Origin of the sequence: Sphaerisporangium krabiense (assembly GCF_014200435.1) — a bacterium.
Taxonomy (GTDB): domain Bacteria; phylum Actinomycetota; class Actinomycetes; order Streptosporangiales; family Streptosporangiaceae; genus Sphaerisporangium; species Sphaerisporangium krabiense.
In genome coordinates this window covers 1,141,363-1,159,141 of record NZ_JACHBR010000002.1, presented here as the reverse complement: position 1 = coordinate 1,159,141, position 17,779 = coordinate 1,141,363, and the positions used below count along the sequence as shown (strand labels likewise).

Sequence of the window (17,779 nt, the reverse complement as noted above, 5' to 3'; positions counted from 1 at the left end):
GTCATCGCACCTCGTCCGCGCCAAGATCGAAGGGAAGGGGCTGGGGGGAGGCCGGGCGCGCCTGGCCGTCGATGTCGACGGTGGGCGCCGGGATGCTGGTCGCGGTCCTGGGGGCCGGGTAGTCGCCGTAGGCCGGGCCCTTGTTGATCGCCGGTGAGGTCGGCCTGAGGTGGTAGTCGCCGGCGAGGCCGACCGGCGGGTCCTGTCCGGTGATGGTGACCGCTGCCATCTGCGGGTCGAGGCGCGAGCCCGCGACCGCCAGCTCCAGCGTGTAGGGCAGGACGAACTGCGGGTCCTGGCCGACGATGTTGCCCTGGCCGCCGGGCAGCGGGTGGTCGGCCCCGTCCGAGCCGCGGATGGTCGCGGCGCCGAGCAGCGAGTAGCGCGGCGTGAAGGTGTCGGCGGCGCCGGTGGTGCCGTGCACCTCCATGTCGATGTAGCCCTCGGAGACCAGCGTGGCGCCGGGCCCGGGGTGGCTGAGCGTGTAGGCCTGGTTGTGCCAGAAGATGTTGTCGAACAGCGCGACCGGGTCGGAGAACTTCGGCGCGCCCGGGGGCAGGGTGGCCTGGAACAGCGGGTCGTTGGCCTCGGCGGCGAGCCCGGCGGCGTGCGGCGTGGTGTCGCAGGTCTCGCAGGAGGCGGTGGACACGTTGTTGGCCAGGGTGTTGCCGACCAGGGCGACGTTGGAGGAGTCGTCCAGCAGGACGGCGCCGCCGAGGTCGGCCGCCCCGTTGTCCACGATCATGTTGTTGCGGACGTTGACGCGCGCGGTGTGCGCGCCCTCGACGAACAGGCCGCCGGCGTCGTCGCCCGAGTAGTTGGCCTGGATGACGTTGCGGTCGAGGTCGACGGCCCCGGAGCCGTCGCCGAGCGGGGTGGTGCCGTCGGGCAGGGGCTGGGGGACCTCCTGGGCGATGGTGACGCCGGCCCCGGAGTCGACGGAGTCGTTGTAGTAGATCTTGTTGTCGTGGATGGAGCCGCCGGGTGACAGGCCCCAGTGCGAGATGCCGGCGCCGTACTCGACCCCGAAGTTGCCGCAGATGACGCTGTCGGCGATCTCGTAGCCGCCGGAGCCGCGGAAGATCCCGATGCCGCCCGAGCGGGTGAGGCCGCCGCTGCCCATGACGCGGTCGTGGGCGATGCGCACGCCGGTGTTGTGGGAGTCGTAGTAGGGCTGGCCGATGCCGATGCCGCCGGCGAAGATGCCTCCGTCGCTCTCCAGGACGTCGTTGGTGATCTGCAGGTTGGCGGCGTAGGCCTGCAGTTGGACGCCTCCGGCGCCCTGTCCCTGGCCGGTGGTGATGGCGAGGCCGTCGATGCGGGCCGCGCGCGTCCCGGAGGGGAAGGCGGTCGGGGTCTTGGCGGCGACCGTGATGCCGGCGCCTTCGAACACCGGGTGGCCGGCGTCCACCCCGGCCAGCGTGCCGGCGGCGGCCAGCGCGGCGGTCCAGGTGGGCTTGTTGTCATGGAAGAAGCGCCCGTCGATGACGGTGCCGGGGATGTCGAACCTCGGGTCCTCCGGGGCGCGTTCCTGCTGCTCGCGGGCGCCGACCAGGCCGCCGGGGCCGACTCCTTGCAGGATGAGCGGCTTCCAGAGCAGGACGTTCTCGTGGTAGACGCCGGGCTGGAGCACGAGCAGGCTTCCGTCGGCGGCGGCGTTGACGGCGCTCTGGATCGCGCCCGGGGTGCCGGGCCCGGCGACGTTCACGACGGGCGGCAGGTAGCCGACGCCGCCGGCCTCGCCGCGCACGTGCAGGGTCAGGCCGTTGGGCGTGGGGACGCCCGCCGCGGTGCGGACGGTGAGCTGTTTCGGCCCCGGCCGGATCTGCGTGGGCAGGACGCCGGTCGCCGGGACGCGGATCACGATCTTGCGATCGCCCCAGCTCACGATGCCGCCGTTGGCGGTCGTCAGCACACGGGTCTGGACGGTGGCCGGGTCGCCGAGCACGACCGAGCCGGGTGCGGCGCCGAAGAAGTCGCCCTGGACGGTGATCTGGCGCGCCTCGGGCGGGTCGCCCGCGGTGACGTACGGCTTGGACACCTGGAGCAGCTCGGGGGTGTTGACGGGCAGCTCGCAGGCCGTGCCGGAGATCGGGTCGAGGGGCGTGTCGAGCTGGTCGGTCTGGCCGGGCCACACGTCCCAGGCGAAGCTCGCCGTCAGGTAGTTGGGGTTGAAGGTGGGGTTCGGGTGCGCCTTGTCGCCGGGGTCGTTGACGACCACGACGTACATGCCCGGGCACGGTCCCTGCGGGATGGGGCAGTTGTAGGTCTCGGTGGAGGGCAGCAGGGCCTCGTAGGAGCCGTTCTCGCTGGTGGTGACCGTGCTGATCAGACGCCAGTTGTAGTCGCGGATCCCGATGGGGATCTTCCCGATGGGCCGCGGCTCGCCGTACCAGATGGACTTGGCGTCGCGGTCGAAGTAGATGTCGTCGGAGACCAGGCCGACGATGCGGCCGGGCTCGGCGACGTCCGGGCCGTTCTTGAACGCGGTCATCAGGAAGAAGTCGGCGTTGGCGTTCTGCTTGTTCTGCAGGACGACCAGCCGCTTGTCGCACAGCGGCCGGGAGGGGCTGGGGGTGACGCCGTGGTAGGGGCTGCGCGAGGTCAGCGTCGACTGGTCGATGACGTGCGGGTCGCCGGCGCAGGCGGGCGGCGGGATGGCCGGGGTGAACTGGGCGCCGAGGTCGACGTTGACGTCCTCCTCGCGTACCGGGCGGTACAGGCAGCCGGTGCCGCCGGGGCCGCTGACGTACTTCTCCCCCGCCGGGTTGCACGGCCGGTCGTCGCCGGCGGCGGCCGGCATGACGGCGTGGGTGATGTAGGTGCCGGCCACGAGCGGGACGGGCGCGCTGCCGTCGCGGCAGACGGTCTCGCCCTCGTCGCCGAAGTGGCCGAAGCCGCCGGTGGCGGGCGGGCAGTAGTCGGAGAAGGCGTAGCCGCCGTCGAAGGCCGCGTCCTTGGTCTCGTTGCCGGTGGCGGGGACCTCGACGCACTTGGGGCCGATCAGCGGGTGGAGCTGGGGCCCGATGTCCTTGCCGTCCTTGTCGAGGACGTCGCAGTCCTTCGATGGCTCCCAGTGGTCGGTGACGTACTCGTTCAGCACGGGATCGTCGGCGGTGCCGGGCACGCCGTCGGGGCCGGGGCCCTCCAGCCGCACGGTGACGCCGGGGATGGCGGGCTCGTAGTCCTCGTGGGCCTGCATGCGCGCGTCGAACTCGTTGCGGGTGGTGGCGAAGTAGGTGATGCCGACGATCTGGCCGGGCTCGTCGTCGCGGTACTGGTACTTGCCCCAGTCGACCTCGCTGTGGTGGCCCTCGATGACGAGCTGGTTGGTCAGCAGGCCGCCGCCGACGTCGGTCGGCACGCGGGTCGCGCGGGTGCGGTCGTACTCGCTGTGGACGGACGCCCCCGTGGTGCCGAAGCGGGAGAAGCCGGTCTCGCCGATGAACCACTTGCCGAGCGGGCCGCCCTCGGCGTTGGTGTACTCGTAGCGGCCCTGCGCGTCGGTGAAGGTCGCGTCCTTGATGGAGCCGTCGCGCCAGCGCTGGTCGACGTCGGTGTTCGGGACGGCGGGCTCGCAGGTGTCCTCGTCGCCGAGGTCGGCGCAGTCGCGGACGCCGTTCGCCTTGCTGCCCGCGGGCAGGGCGTCGCCGTTCTTGGCGACGCCGGTGTCCTGGTAGACGTGGCCGGACAGCCAGCCGAACCAGCGGGACACGCCCACGTCGCCGAGGTCCACGTTCCGGCCGGCGGGGACGTCGACGGGGAGGAAGCGGATGATGTAGCTGAGCTGCTCGTCCCAGATCGACAGGATGTAGGAGCCGGGCGGCACGCGCGGGATCCGGAACCCGCCGTCGGCGTCGCCGCGGCCCACGTAGACGGTGGTGTCGTTGGCGCTGCTGGTCAGGGCCACGTACGGGCTCTCGACCGGCTCGGCGGTGGACAGCACCTCGAACGGCGGCCACGCCTTCCAGTTCTTGGCGGTGCCGCTGATGGAGCCGGTGCCGGGCGCGGGGAAGTCGGTCGCCGTGCAGACGAAGCCGAACCAGTAGCCGGTGCGGCGGTCCGGCGGCTCCCACAGGGCCTCGCCGGGCGCGCCGGTGCCGTCGCTGCCCTCCTCCACGCCGGCCTGCAGGCCCACGCCGCCGTCGATGGTGGTGGTCTGGGTCCAGGTGCCGGAACCGTCGCGGCCGCAGTGGTCGGGGGGCGTCACGTAGATGAAGTAGGTGGCGGGGCCGAGGTCGTCGACCTGGACGAACCCGTCGGAGGCGGTGCGGCAGTCCCCGCCGCACAGCGGCTCGTTGTGGTAGTTCACCGAGACCTGGGAGTCGGTCTGCTCCCGCAGGGTGACCTGGAAGCCTCCGAGGCCGGCCTCGCCGGTGTCGGGGGCGCCGTTGGTCCACCGGGAGTCGTCGAAGACGAAGACGCGGATCTTGCCCAGGGGCAGCGGGTGGGCCTCGCTGGCCTCCGACAGGTCGACGCGGACCGTCCCCGCGTCGCGCGGCAGGGTGATGTGCCGGCCCCACATCTTGTGGCCGGCGGCCCTGACCGAGATCAGGTAGCGTCCGTCGGGCAGGTCGACGGCGGGCCTGCTCTGGTCGCCCTTGGCGACGATGGGGCTGTTGCTCTCGGTGGCGGCGACGCCGGTGCGCAGGGCCGGGTCGGGGTCGTCCGGCAGGCGTGAGTTGTCCAGGTTGACCAGGTACTGGAACGCCGGCAGGGCCGCGCCCGTGGCGAGGTCGCGCGCCTCGATGGTGATCGAGCCCGCCTGGGCCCCGGCGGGCGGCGTCACCCCGAGCACGGGCGCGATCGCCATGACCAGGGCGCTGATCGCGGCCCACACGACCGCTCCTCGCCTACGGCGGCGCGTTGCTCGAGCTCTCCTCATGCTCGGATCATCGGAGCGGGCCGCCGGACGGCCACGCTTCATGACGGGGCTGTCATGCGACTGTCAGGCGGCTGTCACACGCCCACGGGGTCAGCGTCCCAGGTGGCGTCGCACCCGGTCGCGGGCCGAGGGGTCCAGGGCGTCCAGCAGGGCGCGGGACAGTTCGTCCGGCAGGGAGGTCAGCAGCGTGGCGACCTTGGCGGGCGGGACGTAGGCGAGCACGCGGCCGGCCCGCCGCACCGACCGCTCCGCCATCGCCTCGACCAGCGAGACCAGGACGGAGTTCACGGCCAGCGCGTCCAGCACGGCCGCCCCGGTCTTCGGGCCGGCGTGCGCGAGGATCCGCGCGGCCTCGCCGGGCCGCACGCGGCCGACCAGGGCGGCGGCGCCGGACCTGTCCAGGTAGTCGACGGCGCGCCCGGCGTGGGCGGGCGCCAGCAACCGCAGCACCGCGGCGGCCTCGCGGGGGCTGTGCGCCATGGCCGTGAGCATGCCGGCGGCGGCCTTGGGCGGGACGGCCCCGAGCACGGCGGCGGCCTTGGCGCCGGGCAGGGCGAGCAGGACGCCGGCGGCGAACCGCGGCTCGGCCTCGGCCAGCAGCTCGCCCGCGGTCTCGGGGGCCATCGCCGCGTAGCGGGCGGCGGATCCGGAGGCCACGGGGGGCGTCGCCGGCGCGGGCGAGCGGGGCCGCTGCCGTGCCACCGGCGGGCCGGCCGGACGCGCGGGCGACGGCTCCGCCGGGCGCCCGGACGGCGGAGGTTCAGCGGCGGGCGGAGGACCCGAGCCTGGCGGACCCGAGGGGGGCGGAGGGCTCGGGGGCGGGGGCGACGGGCGGGCGGCCGGGTGCGCCGCCGGCGGCACGGCGGGGCCGCCGGGTCTGGGACGCGGCCGGGAGGCGCCGCCGATGACCGAGCGCAGGACCAGGTCGAGCTCGTGGCCGGTCATCCGGCGCTCGGGGTCCTTGTGAAGGAGGCGCGCCACCGCGTCGGCCAGGGGGCCGGGGCGCACGGGCTTCGGCGGGTCCTCGTCGAGGATGGCGCGCATCGTGAGCAGCGCGTCGCCGCGGCCGAACGGCGAGTACCCCTCAAGGGCCCAGAAGAAGGTGACGCCGAGGGACCACATGTCCGAGGCGGGGCCGAGGACGTGGCCCCTGATCCGCTCGGGCGCCATGAACTCCACGGTGCCGATGAACCCGTTGCGGGAGGTGAGCGTGCTCTGGCCGGACACGTGGGCGATGCCGAAGTCCACCAGGACGACGCGGCCGGCCTCGCTGATCAGGATGTTGGCGGGCTTGACGTCGCGGTGCAGGACGTCGGCGCGGTGCGCCGCGTTCAGGGCGCCGAGGACGCGGACCCCGATCTTGGCCAGGTCGCGCTCCTCCATCCTGCCCTCGTCCATCAGGGCGCGCAGCGAGCGGCCCTTGACGTAGGCCATGACGATCCAGGGGCGGCCCCGCTCCTCGAACACGTCGTAGATCTCGACGACGTTGGGGTGCTCGACGCCCGCGGCGGCGCGCGCCTCGCGCAGCGCGCGCTCGCGCCGCACGGGGAGCGACTCGCCGTCGTCGGCGACGACCAGTTCCTTGATCGCGACCTGGCGGCCGAGGACCTGGTCGGCGGCCAGCCAGACGTCGCCCATGCCGCCGCTGCCGAGCCGCAGCAGGAGCCGGTAGCGGTTCCTCAGCAGCCGGGCGGACGCGGGCGGCGCCGCGCGGTCAGTCATCGTCGTCCGGGAACAGGTTGCGGGCGCGGGTGCGCTCGGGCCGCGCGGCGTTGGAGACGGCCGGCGCCCGCGTGCCCGCCATGCCGCGCAGGGCCTCGTCCTCCATGCCGCCGAACTCGTGCGGCATGCTGAGCGGCCCCGACAGCGATTCGGACAGCGGCTCCGGCAGCGGCTCCGGCAGCGGGCCGGGCCGGTGCTCCTGCGGGTCGTCCAGGACGGTGGGCGGGCCGACGACGGTGGGGTCCGGCGGCGGCTGGTCGAGCGCGGACTCGGCGTCCCAGATCTGCCGGGTGGTGCGGCGGCCCTGCGCGCCGTCCGGCGCGGGCCGCGCGGCGACCCGCATCCCCGTCCGGGCCTCCATCAGCTCCTTGCGGGCCTCCATCTCGAACAGCTTCTCGTAGTTGCCCGGCTTCTGCATGAGCTTGACGGCCACCGGCAGGCACTCGATGAGCAGGAAGAGCAGGAAGAGCAGGGTGCGGGCGGCGTTGAGGGTGACGTCCTTGCCGGAGACCTCGTTGAGGGCGCGCAGCCGGATGAGCAGGCCGTTGAGGCTCTCGTTCTCGTCGTTGAAGGAGCTCTGCAGCGTGCGCTGCTGCTCCTCGGCCGCGGCGAGCTGGGGGCGCAGCTCCTTCAGCTGCTCGGTGGCCGACTCCAGCCGGGTGGCCCTGGCCTGCTTGTCGGAGGCGGTGAGCTCCTTCTTGCGGGCGTCGATCTGCTTGTTGAGCTCCTCGACGCGCTTCTTGGCCTTGTTCATGGCGTCCCTGCTCGCCTGGGCGAGCTCGCCGTCGCCCTTCTTGGAGCACCCGGGTCCGCCGTAGAGCTGGCACTGCAGTTCGTCGTAGTGCTTGGTGGCCTGCTTCTGCTGGGCGTCGCGCTCGGCGGTCAGGGCCTTGAACCGCGGGTCGTTGCGCGGGTCCTGCGCCTTCTCGCCGCGGGAGGCGACGATGTTCTCCTGCTCGGCCACGGCGGCGCGCAGCCGGATCAGTTCCTTGCCGGCGTCGCCCTTCATCCGCTCGGTGGTGAAGGCGTTGGCACGTTCCTGCCTGATCTCGACGATCTGCGCGTCGATCTCGGTCTTGAAGATCTGCAGGACCAGGGGCGTGGAGATGACCACGCCGAGCAGCACGGCCATGAGGACGCGGGGGACGGCGAGCCGCCACCGGCGCCGGCCTTCGGCGGGGATGGAGCCGACGAGCCACCGGTCCAGGCTCAGGATCGCGAGGCCCCAGAGGATGCCGGCGGGGACGGCGACGAAGTAGCTGAGACCGAGGGCGCTGCCGAGGGCGAAGGACATGGAGATGGTGGCCAGCACGCTGGTGGTGAGCACCGCTCCGCCGATGCCCTCGAACTTGCCGCGGTCGGTGGGACAGCGTTCGAGGATCTCCGGCCGGGCACCGGATAGGACAATTAGGAACTTTCTCATCTATTCTCCCCGCTATCACGCGGCGACTGGGGCTGACTACATCATAAATCGGATACAGGGCAACACCATCACCTTGTAGTGGGCTTAAGCTATACATGTGCCGGAATATTTTGATCAGAAGACCAGGCGACGGGCGGTCGCCGTTAAGAGGCCGCCTAGATAGCCGGAGCTCCAGCTCGGGGGCAAACGTCCAATATGGGGACCTATGGTCGTTTTGTTGCTAATACCCAAGGGGAGCAGTATTTGACCACGTCAGGTCTTGAAATGCTCGGCCCAGCTCTCGTGACCGCCGTCACGGAACTGACCGGCTCCCGGCATCTCATCGTCTTCGAGGTCACCGCCGGGGGCGTCACCGTCTTCGACGTCCACCGGGACGACACCGGCACCCCCCGCGGCCTGGTCGAGCCGCTCGTGCCGCGCGAGGGGGGCGTCGTCGCGGCCGCCCGGCTGGCCGCGGACCTGCCCCGGCCCCGGCCCGGCGACACCACCGTGATCCTGCGGTGCGCCTCCCCCGCCGACCCGCGGGCGGCCCAGGCGGCGGAGGTGCTGCGCGCCGCGAACCCCGGCGCCCGCGTCTTCACCGAGCCGGGCGCGCGCGCCGGGGACGCGCTGCGCAGGGCCATCAGCGAGGAGCCCCTCACCCAGCCCTACGACCTGGTCGTGCTCCGGCGGCACCCCAGGGAGGGAACGCTCCACTTCGCGGGACACCCCCTCTTCGGCCGCGAGGCGCGCTCGGGCGACCATGTCGAGCTGACCGTGCGGTGCGAGCCGAGCGACGACCGCGGCACGGTCTTCGCGGTCACGGCGTGGGAGGACCACCGCCGTCCCCGGCTGGTCTCCGCGCACGCGGCCAAGCTCGCGCCGGGGCCGTACAAACTGCAGGCCGAGCTGGAACGGCCCGGGAGGGTGCGCTTCCACGGCCTGCCGGACGCCGCCGAGCGGTGCGAGGTCCCCTGGGGGGACCTGGTGGCGGCGGTGCCGCCCCGGCTGGACCGCTTCGCCGACCCGGCGCATCTGATCTGCGCGATCCAGCTCAGCGGGCCCTACGAGCGCGTGCTGTCGCGCGTGCAGTGGGTCGGCGGGTTCCTCGGCATGGTGGCGGACGGCCCGCAGGGCTGGCTGCGGGTGTCCCTCGTCACCTACGGCTCGCACGCCGTGCACCGGGGCGACCCCGAGCAGCCCGCCAGGGCCGAGTGCGAACGGGTCACCCCCGAGCAGGCCCAGGAGGCGCTGCACAGGCTGGAGGAGCGTCGGCTGCCGGGGATGCGCGAGGCCATGGCCCGCGGCTATCCCTACGCCGCGCGGATCGAGGACATGCTGGTCGAGGCGGGCAGGCTGGTCGAGGCCGCCGGGCGGGGGCCGGCGGCGCTGCTCACCGTCGGGGACCGTCCGCCGCACCCGCCGCGGACGGACCTCTCCGAGATCATCCCGTGCCGGGACAAGCACGACTGGGAGTCGCTGCTCACCGCTCTGGAGCGCGACCACGCCGTGACGTTCGCCGCCGTCTGCGACCTGCCCGCGGAGCGGGCCCACCGCGCCTGGTCGCGCCTGGGAGGCGGCGCGCCCGCCGAACTGGCCACGGCGGACGCCGAGGAGGTCTGCGCCCGGCTCGGCCTGGCCGTGCCGCCGGTCCAGCCCGTCCCCTTCCCGTTCATCGCGGTGTAGCCGCCCACCATAGTGAGGTACAGCATGGCCAACCAGCGACACGGCGCCGCCCCGCCCGAGCACAACATCGCGATCTGGGGCGCGCCCGGCTGCGGCAAGACGACCTTCCTCGCCGCGCTCAACATCGCCCTCATCCTCAACGACAGCCCGTGGCGGATCTTCACCGACGATCCCGACTCCCAGGACTTCCTCACCGACATGACCACGTCGTTCCAGGAGCAGAGGTTCCCGCCCGCGACGGTCACGCTCCGCCACTACAAGTGGTTCTTCAGCAGGCAGCCCGACAAGCAGCCGAAAGGGCTGTTCCGCAGGGCGCGCCCCGAACGGATCGGGCTGGAGGTGCTGGACGCCCCGGGCGGGTTCTTCGGCGCCGACCGCGCCGGTTCGGGGGCCGAGCGCGAGCCGCTGCTGGAGAACCTGGAGAGAAGCCGGGGCATCGTCTACCTTTTCGATCCCACGCGCGAGCACAGGAAGGGCGACGCGTTCACCTACCTGAACACCGTGCTCACCGAGCTCGCCGGGCGGATGATCTCGAAGAACCGGTTCGCCGGTGATACTTTGCCCCACTATTTGGCGGTTTGCGTCACCAAATTCGACGAGCCGCGCGTCTTCATGACGGCTCAGGAGAACGGACTGCTGACGCCGAACCCGGAGGACCCCTACGGCTTTCCGCACATCGACAGCGACAACGCCGAGGAGCTGTTCCAGGAATTGTGCGGCGTCTCCTCCAGCGGGTACGCCAAGATGGTCGTGCCCACGCTGAAAAAGTATTTCTGGAAGGACCACATCAGGTTCTTCGTGACCTCCTCCATCGGGTTCTACCTGAACCCGGCCACGGGACGGTTCGACCCGGACGACTACCAGAACCGGCTGCCCGACGCCGCGCCGCCCGCCCCCTCCGGCCGCGGCGAGCCCGCCGGCGCCTTCAAGATCCGCGGCCCGGCGCACCCCATCAACGTGATCGAGCCCATGCTGTGGCTCGGGCGGCAGATGTCCGCCGACCGGCAGGGCAGGGAGGCGGGGTGAGCGGCGTGGTGCGGCTCACCGCCGACTGGGCCCAGTTCGGCAAGGACTCCGGCGCGGGCGGCGACTACGGCATCATCGCCTCCAGCCGGGGCGAGTTCAGCCGGGACGAGTTCCACGACATCCTCTTCCGCTGGTCGCCGGGCCAGGTCACCCCGCCCGAGGTGACGATCAGCTGCCTCAGGGTGGACGACGAGGGCGCCTACATCGGGCTGGCCGTGCACGACTGGTCGAACCGGCGCGACCACGAGGGCCGCCCCGTCGCCCTCACCAGCTACTACTGCGTGCCCTACACCCCGCTGCAGGACACGCCGGTGTCCTACGAGGCGCTGTACGCCGCCGTCGCCGCCTGCGCCCCCACCGGCGAGGACCCGGTGGTGCTCACGGTCCCCGTCCTGGACGAGCCCCAGCTCGCCGCCATCGCGGCCAGGGCCGGCGAGACGGCGATGGCCGCGGCGGCCCTCCTCCTCGCCGAGGAGCAGATCTGCGTGCTGGGCGGCGAGAACCTGCACGTCCTGGACCGCCTGCGCTACCTGGACACCGTGGCGGCGCTGCTGCCCTACGGCGTGCGCACGCGGCTCACGGCCTCGACGTGGACCGACAGCGCGACGCCGCACCGGATCAAGCTCTCGTTCGCCCGGCACGCCAAGAAGGACGCCTTCCCCCTGTACTTGAACACGACGGCGGGCCGGCCGTGGAGCCAGACCACACGCGAGTACTTCGCCGCCCTGGTGCGCCGCCCGCCCGCGACCGTCGTCAGGGCGCTCGCCGCCGCGACCAAGCCCGTGGGGTTCAGGCACGCCTTCGACGTGGCGGACGCCGTCCTGGAGGGCGTGCCGATGACCGGTGACATCCTGGACGTCCCGGCCCCTCCCGGGCCACCGGCGCCTCCCGAGCTCCCCGCCGTGCCGGAGAGCCCGCCGACGATCGAGGAGCTCCTGCACCGGTGCGCCGCGGCGCTGGACGCGCGTGACTACGGCGATCTCGGCCTCGCCGCGGCCGGGCTCAGGACGCTGGCGGACGGGCGCGAGCCGGGCCGGCAGGAGCGGGCCCGGCATCGTCAGATCATCGAGACCAGGGTGCTGCCCGCCGCCGCGACCGGTCCCCGGGGCCCGGACGAGTCCTTCTACGACCTGATCCTGCGCCTGGGATACGGGCACGCGCTCACCTCCGCCGACCTGGACTCGATCGCCCGGGCGGGCGCGCCGAGCGCCGAGCTGTACGCCGCGATGGCGCGCATGCCCCTGGCCGACGACCTCGTGCAGGTACGGGTGGCCGTGCGGGCCCCGGACAGCCCCCTGGCGCACCTGGTGGGACGGATCTCCATCGCCCTGCTGATCCCGGTCGCCGCGCAGGAGCCGTCCGACCCCGAGGTCGTCCGGTATCTCCGCGACAGGGTGACGAGACACCCCGACCGGCTCACCGGCAACGCCGAGATCGCCCTCGCGCTGGAGGAGCACGCGTTCCTGTCCGCCGCGGTGGCGGCGGCGTATCCGGGCGACCCGGAGTCGCAGGCCAACGTGCTGGACGAGTTCCTGCACATCGCCTACGGCCGGTCCCCCGCCGACGACCGGCTCGGCGCGATCGTCGCGCGCTCCGTGGAGCCCCACGTCGCGATGCTGCTGGTCGCGGCGGCGAGCACCCGTGCCAGGAGGTCGCGCCCCCGGGCGCTGTGGCAGGCGCTGCGCAGCAGGGCCGGGCTGCTCCGGCAGGCGGCGCCCGGCGGTCCTCACGCGGCCGGGCCGGCGGTCGCGGCGGGCGTCCCGATCTCCGACACGGCGCCCACGCGCTTCTTCCTGCGCACCCGCCGCCACGGCGGCCCGCAGGTCCTCCCCGCGCCCGCCGACGAGCACACGCGCGGCGCCATGGTGGAACTCGCGCGCTTCCTGGCCATCGCGGTGCCACTGGCCGTCCTCGCCCTCACAGGCCTGTACTGGCTCATCGGACGCTGAGCGCGCCGGACGAGGAGAGCGATGGCATCGATCACCGCCGCGTGGGCCCTGCGGGGGAAACGGCCCGGCACCGGGGACGAGGACGCCGTCCTCGCGCACAGCCGGGGCCTGTTCACCCGCGACGAGTTCGCGACGATCATCGCGCGGTACGCGCCCGGCTTCACCCCCGACCTGCCCCAGGTGACGATGAGCTGGGTCAGCGACGGCTCGGCCCTGTACACGGGCATGGCCGTCCAGGAGTGGTCGCCCCACCGGGACGCCTTCGGGCGCAACATCCCCGTGACCCGGTACTTCTGCGTGCCGTTCGCCCGCCTGGCCGAGGGACCGGTCGGCTACGCGGGTCTCTACGAGGCGCTCGGCGGGCGCGCCCTGCCCGCGGACGGGCCGGTGGAGGCCGAGGCCCCGGCCCTGGACGCGCACGCGACGGCGGAGGCGGCGGGCGCGAAGGCCATGGAGGCCGCGGCCCTGCTGCTGACCGACGAGCCGGTCTGCGTGGTGGGCGCGGAGGCCGAGCCGCTGGAGGCCCGGCTGCGGTTCCTGGACGCGGTCACGTGCCTGCTGCCGTACGGGTTCCGCAGCAGGCTCACCGCCTCGACGTGGACCGACGCCGCCTCCCACCACCGCATCACGCTGTCGTTCGCCCGGCACGCCCCCGCCGGCGCGCACGCGGTCTCCTGGAGCGGCGAGACCCCTGCGGACGAGCTGCCGCCGGTCGCGCGGCGGTACATGACCGCGCTGACCGCCTGCGGCGACCTGGCCGAGGCGGTGGAGCGGTTCGCGCGCGACACCCGGCCGCGCACGATCAAGGCCGCCGACCCGGCGGGCGTGGCCGATTCCATCGGCGACCTGGACGCCGCCCGCGCCGCGAAGCGGGAGTCGGCCGCCGACCTGCTGAGGGCCTGCGCCGACAGCATCGCCCAGGGGGACGCCCGGCGGCTCGCCAGGACCCTGGACGCGCTCGCCGCCGTCGCCCGCGGCCCCCGGCCCGCCGACCGCGGCCGTGACCTGCGGCGGATCATCGCCGACCGCCGCGTCTTCGTGGCCGCCCGCGCCCTGGACGCCGCGACCGAGGAGCAGCTGTACGACGTGCTGCTGCCGCTCGCCTATGGGCCGCGGCTCACGCTGGAGGGTTTCGAGGAGATCCGCGGCAACGCCGAGCACTGGCTGCCGCCGCCGCTCGCGGCGGCCATGCGGCGGATGTCCGCGGCCGAGCCGGCCGTGGCGCTGCGGCTCGCGCCGTACCTGGACAGGGGCGAGGCGGCCCCGCTGCTGTCGGCACTGCCTCCCGAGGCGCTGGTCGAGGCGGCGCTGCGCGAGCCGCTGGACCCGGCGTCGGTGTACGCGATGTGCGGCGAGCTCTCGGCGCGCGGGGCCGACGCGGCGGAGCGCCCGAGGATCGGCGAGGCGCTGCGGCGGCGCGGGCACCTGGCGGCGGTGGTCCACCGGCTGCACCCGGGGGACCCGGAGAACCAGATACGCCGGTTCCACACGCTGCTGACCGCGGCCTACGGGCCGGTGCTCGACCGCCCGACCGTGGAGAAGGAGTTCCTGTCGCAGTCCGGCGCGCCGTCGGCGTCGCTGCTGGCGGCGGTGTCGGGCATGTGCGCGCCCGAGGCGCGCCAGGAGCTGCTGGAGTGGGTCTTCGCCGACCTGCTGCGCCAGGCCGAGATCGGCGAGGACACGCTCAAGCGCGGGCTGTCCCCCGCGCCGACCCCGGACGGCCCGCAGCGGCCCCTCCCGCCGCAGGACCGCGGCGCGACCCGCCTGCTCGGCCTGCGCCGCCGGCGGAGCTGAACTTGACCGCTCCGGTGGAGGGATTCCACACGGCCCATTGATCGCGTCCGCGCGCGAGCGTATGTTCCTCCCAAGCTCAGCGACTTCCGAGTCCGCCTCATGTTTTGGGGGTTCTCCATGCACGCTCGTCTCCGGCGGGTGATCACCGCGGCGTCCGCGCTGGTGATCGTCGCGCTGGCCTCCCCCGTCGTCCCCGTCTCCGCCGCCGTCTACACCCCCGACGACTACTGCCTCGGCCAGTGCGCGGACGTCCTGCCGCCCGGCCAGAACGGCGACGCGACCCTCGCCGAGATCCTCGCCCACCAGGCGCTCGGCACCATGCCCCCGCACTCCGGCGACCAGCTCGCCAAGTACGCCGGCCTCATCTCCGGCTACACGGGGCTGACCGAGGACCAGATCTCGCGGTTCTTCGGCGACGCCTCCTTCGGCGTGCCCGCCGGCCAGGTCGAGAGCACCGTCAGCCCGCGCTCCGACGTGACGATCGTCAGGGACAAGGCGACCGGCGTCCCGCACGTCACCGGCACGACCCGCGAGGGGACGATGTTCGGCGCCGGGTACGCGGGCGCCGAGGACCGGCTGTGGGTCATGGACCTGATGCGGCACGTCGGCCGGGGCGAGCTGACGTCGTTCGCGGGCGGCGCCCCCGGCAACCGGGAGCTGGAGCAGAGCGTCTGGCGCAACTCCCCCTACACCGAGGCCGACCTGGAGGCCCAGATCACCCGGCTCAGGGACTCCGGCCCGCCCGGCGCCCGGCTGTACGCCGACGTGAGCCAGTACGTCGCCGGGATCAACGCCTACATCGACCGGTGCATGGCCGGCCGGAACTGCCCCGGCGAGTACGTGCTCACCGGCCACCTCGACGCGGTCACCAACGCCGGCGGGCCCCAGCGCTTCACGCTCACCGACGTGGTGGCGATCTCCGGCGTCATCGGCGGCCTCTTCGGCGGGGGCGGCGGGGCCGAGATGCGGTCGGCGCTGGTCCGCGTCGCCGCCCGCGCCAAGTACGGCGCCGCGGCCGGCGACCAGGCCTGGGAGGCGTTCCGCGCCCGCAACGACCCCGAGGCCACCCTCACCCTGCACAACGGGCAGAGCTTCCCCTCCGGCGACGCGCCCGCCGCGACCGGCGTCGTGCTGCCCGACGCCGCCGCGCCCGTCGACATCACCCAGAACGAGAAGGGCTCGGCCACCGCCCCCGTCCCCGCCGCCGCCCGCGGCACCGGCGTGCTCGGCGGCCTCACCGTCGACAACTCCCGGCCGGGCATGTCCAACGCGATCGTGGTCTCGGCCGCCGAGTCCGCCACCGGCCACCCCATCGCGGTGTTCGGACCCCAGACCGGCTACTTCGCCCCGCAACTGCTCATGCTGCAGGAGCTGTCAGGCCCCGGCGTCCGGGCGCGCGGCGCGGCGTTCGCCGGGCTCAACATGTACGTGCTGCTCGGCCGGGGCACCGACTACGCCTGGAGCGCCACCTCCAGCGGCCAGGACATCACCGACACCTACGCCCTGGAGCTGTGCGAGCCCGGCGGCGGCCCGGTCACCGCCGCCACCTCCCACTACCTGTACCGCGGCGTCTGCACGCCCATGGAGACGTTGCGCAAGACCAACTCCTGGAAGCCCACCGTCGCCGACTCCACCGCGGCCGGGTCCTACGACCTGGTCATCCAGCGCACCAAGTACGGCCTGGTCACCTGGCGCGGCACCGTGGGCGGGAAACCCGCCGCGTTCACCACCCTGCGCTCCACCTACCGGCACGAGGCCGACTCGGCCATCGGCTTCCAGATGTTCAACGACCCCGCCCAGATGGGCGACGCGGCCGCCTTCACCGCCTCCGCGTCGAAGATCGGCTTCGCGTTCAACTGGTTCTTCGTGAACTCCACCGACGCGGCGTACTTCATGTCCGGCGACACCCCGGTCCGTCCGCCCGCCGCCGACCCGGGCCTGCCGATGACCGCCGACGCCGCCCACGAGTGGGCCGGCTTCGACCCCGCCACCAACACCGCGTCCTACACCCCGCCCGCCGCCCACCCGCAGACCGCGAACCAGGATTACCTGGTGAGCTGGAACAACAAGCAGGCCAAGGACTACGGCGCCGCCGACGGCAACTTCAGCTTCGGCCCGGTCCACCGGGTGGACCTGCTGGACGCCCCGGTCAAGGCCGCGCTCGCGGGCACGGGCAGGCTGGACCGCGCGGGCACCGTGCGGATCATGGCCGACGCCGCCGTCACCGACCTGCGCGGCAGGAAGGTCCTGCCCGACCTGCTGCGCGTGCTCACCAGCGCGCCCGTCACCGACCCGTCCCTGGCCTCGGCGGTGTCCAAGCTGTCGGCCTGGGCCACCTCCGGCGCCCGGCGGCTGGAGACCTCGCCCGGCAGCAGGGCGTACGCGCACGCCGACGCGATACGCGCCTTCGACGCCTGGTGGCCGCTGCTGGTCCGGGCGCAGTTCAAGCCCGGCCTCGGCGACGGGCTGTACCAGGCGCTGGTCGACGCGCTGCAGGTCAACGAGTCGCCGTCCGGGCGCCAGCAGGGCGACGTGTCCTCGCTGCCCACCTCCGCCAACGAGGCGCAGGCCCACAAGGGCTCGGCGTTCCAGTACGGCTGGTGGGGCTATGTGAGCAAGGACCTCAGGACCGTGCTCGGCGACCGGGTCGCCGGCCCGCTCCCCCGGCGCTACTGCGGGGACGGCACGCTCGCCGGCTGCCGCGCCGTCCTGCTGAGCAGCCTGGCCGCGGCCCTCGCCGAGCCCGCCGCCACGACCTACCCCGCCGACGAGGCGTGCGCCGCGGGCGACCAGTGGTGCGCCGACGCCGTGCGGCACTCCCCGCTCGGCGGCATCAAGCAGCAGCTCATCTCCTGGCAGAACCGGCCGACCTACCAGCAGGCCGTCTCGTTCCCCGCCCACCGGGGCGACCCGATCGGCGACCTCGCCGCCGGGGCGTCCGCGCGGGCGTCCAGCACGCAGCTCATCCCCTACTACCCGGCGAGCCAGGCGGTCGACGGGAACCCCACGACGCGCTGGGCCAGTCAGGCGAGCGACGGCCAGTGGCTCCAGGTGGACCTCGGGGCGCCGAAGACGGTGTCCCGGGTCGTGCTGCGCTGGGAGGCGGCCTACGGGGCGGCGTACGAGATCCAGACCTCCTCCGACGGGTCGGCCTGGACCACGGCCGCCGCGACGGCCGGGGGCGACGGCGGCGTCGACAACCTGACCTTCGCCCCCGTGACGACCCGTTACGTCCGCATGCGCGGCATCACGCGGGGCACGTCCTACGGCTACTCGCTGTACGAGATGGAGGTCTACCCGCGCTGACCCGGCGGC

General features: G+C 73.5%; 8 protein-coding genes. 5 read left to right on the top strand and 3 right to left on the bottom strand.

Annotation, left to right across the window (positions count from 1 at the left end; all coding sequences use genetic code 11):
- Nucleotide 1 precedes the first annotated feature (1 nt).
- From BJ981_RS33045 to BJ981_RS33035, 3 genes are all read right to left on the bottom strand, one after another.
- The gene (locus BJ981_RS33045) at nucleotides 2–4,840 is read right to left on the bottom strand and encodes a hypothetical protein (RefSeq protein ID WP_184617283.1); all 4,839 of its coding nucleotides are present in this window, start codon (nucleotides 4,838–4,840) and stop codon (nucleotides 2–4) included.
- Nucleotides 4,841–4,975: 135 nt separating this feature from the next.
- A complete protein-coding gene (locus BJ981_RS33040; RefSeq protein WP_184617282.1) occupies nucleotides 4,976–6,607 on the bottom strand; it encodes a protein kinase domain-containing protein in 1,632 nt (543 codons plus the stop codon).
- On the bottom strand, nucleotides 6,600–8,030 hold the full coding sequence (locus BJ981_RS33035) for a DUF4407 domain-containing protein (RefSeq protein ID WP_184617281.1): 1,431 nt from the start codon (nucleotides 8,028–8,030) through the stop codon (nucleotides 6,600–6,602). Before BJ981_RS33035 ends, BJ981_RS33040 begins: the two co-directional genes overlap by 8 nt.
- 264 nt (nucleotides 8,031–8,294) lie before the next feature.
- On the opposite strand from BJ981_RS33035, the gene BJ981_RS33030 reads away from it, so the two are divergent.
- The 5 genes from BJ981_RS33030 to BJ981_RS33010 all read left to right on the top strand — a co-directional run bounded on the left by BJ981_RS33030 (nucleotide 8,295) and on the right by BJ981_RS33010 (nucleotide 17,770).
- On the top strand, nucleotides 8,295–9,695 hold the full coding sequence (locus BJ981_RS33030) for an amino acid adenylation domain-containing protein (RefSeq protein WP_184617280.1): 1,401 nt from the start codon (nucleotides 8,295–8,297) through the stop codon (nucleotides 9,693–9,695).
- Nucleotides 9,696–9,719: 24 nt separating this feature from the next.
- Nucleotides 9,720–10,721 (top strand): ATP-binding protein, encoded by a 1,002-nt coding sequence (locus BJ981_RS33025; protein WP_184617279.1) that lies wholly within the window; start codon nucleotides 9,720–9,722, stop codon nucleotides 10,719–10,721.
- The gene (locus BJ981_RS33020) at nucleotides 10,718–12,670 is read left to right on the top strand and encodes a hypothetical protein (RefSeq protein ID WP_184617278.1); all 1,953 of its coding nucleotides are present in this window, start codon (nucleotides 10,718–10,720) and stop codon (nucleotides 12,668–12,670) included. Before BJ981_RS33025 ends, BJ981_RS33020 begins: the two co-directional genes overlap by 4 nt.
- A 21-nt stretch (nucleotides 12,671–12,691) precedes the next feature.
- Nucleotides 12,692–14,464, top strand: coding sequence for a hypothetical protein (locus BJ981_RS33015; RefSeq protein WP_184617277.1), 1,773 nt, complete (start codon nucleotides 12,692–12,694; stop codon nucleotides 14,462–14,464).
- Nucleotides 14,465–14,581: 117 nt separating this feature from the next.
- Complete coding sequence (locus tag BJ981_RS33010; protein ID WP_184617276.1) at nucleotides 14,582–17,770, top strand: penicillin acylase family protein; 3,189 nt, start codon at nucleotides 14,582–14,584, stop codon at nucleotides 17,768–17,770.
- The last annotated feature ends 9 nt before the right edge of the window (nucleotides 17,771–17,779 follow it).

Excerpts from the sequence above, each read along its gene's own strand:
- BJ981_RS33040 (WP_184617282.1), bottom strand. The coding sequence starts at position 6,607 with ATGACTGACCGCGCGGCGCCGCCCGCGTCCGCCCGGCTGCTGAGGAAC.
- BJ981_RS33035 (WP_184617281.1), bottom strand. The coding sequence starts at position 8,030 with ATGAGAAAGTTCCTAATTGTCCTATCCGGTGCCCGGCCGGAGATCCTC.
- BJ981_RS33030 (WP_184617280.1), top strand. The coding sequence starts at position 8,295 with ATGCTCGGCCCAGCTCTCGTGACCGCCGTCACGGAACTGACCGGCTCC.
- BJ981_RS33025 (WP_184617279.1), top strand. The coding sequence starts at position 9,720 with ATGGCCAACCAGCGACACGGCGCCGCCCCGCCCGAGCACAACATCGCG.
- BJ981_RS33015 (WP_184617277.1), top strand. The coding sequence starts at position 12,692 with ATGGCATCGATCACCGCCGCGTGGGCCCTGCGGGGGAAACGGCCCGGC.
- BJ981_RS33010 (WP_184617276.1), top strand. The coding sequence starts at position 14,582 with ATGCACGCTCGTCTCCGGCGGGTGATCACCGCGGCGTCCGCGCTGGTG.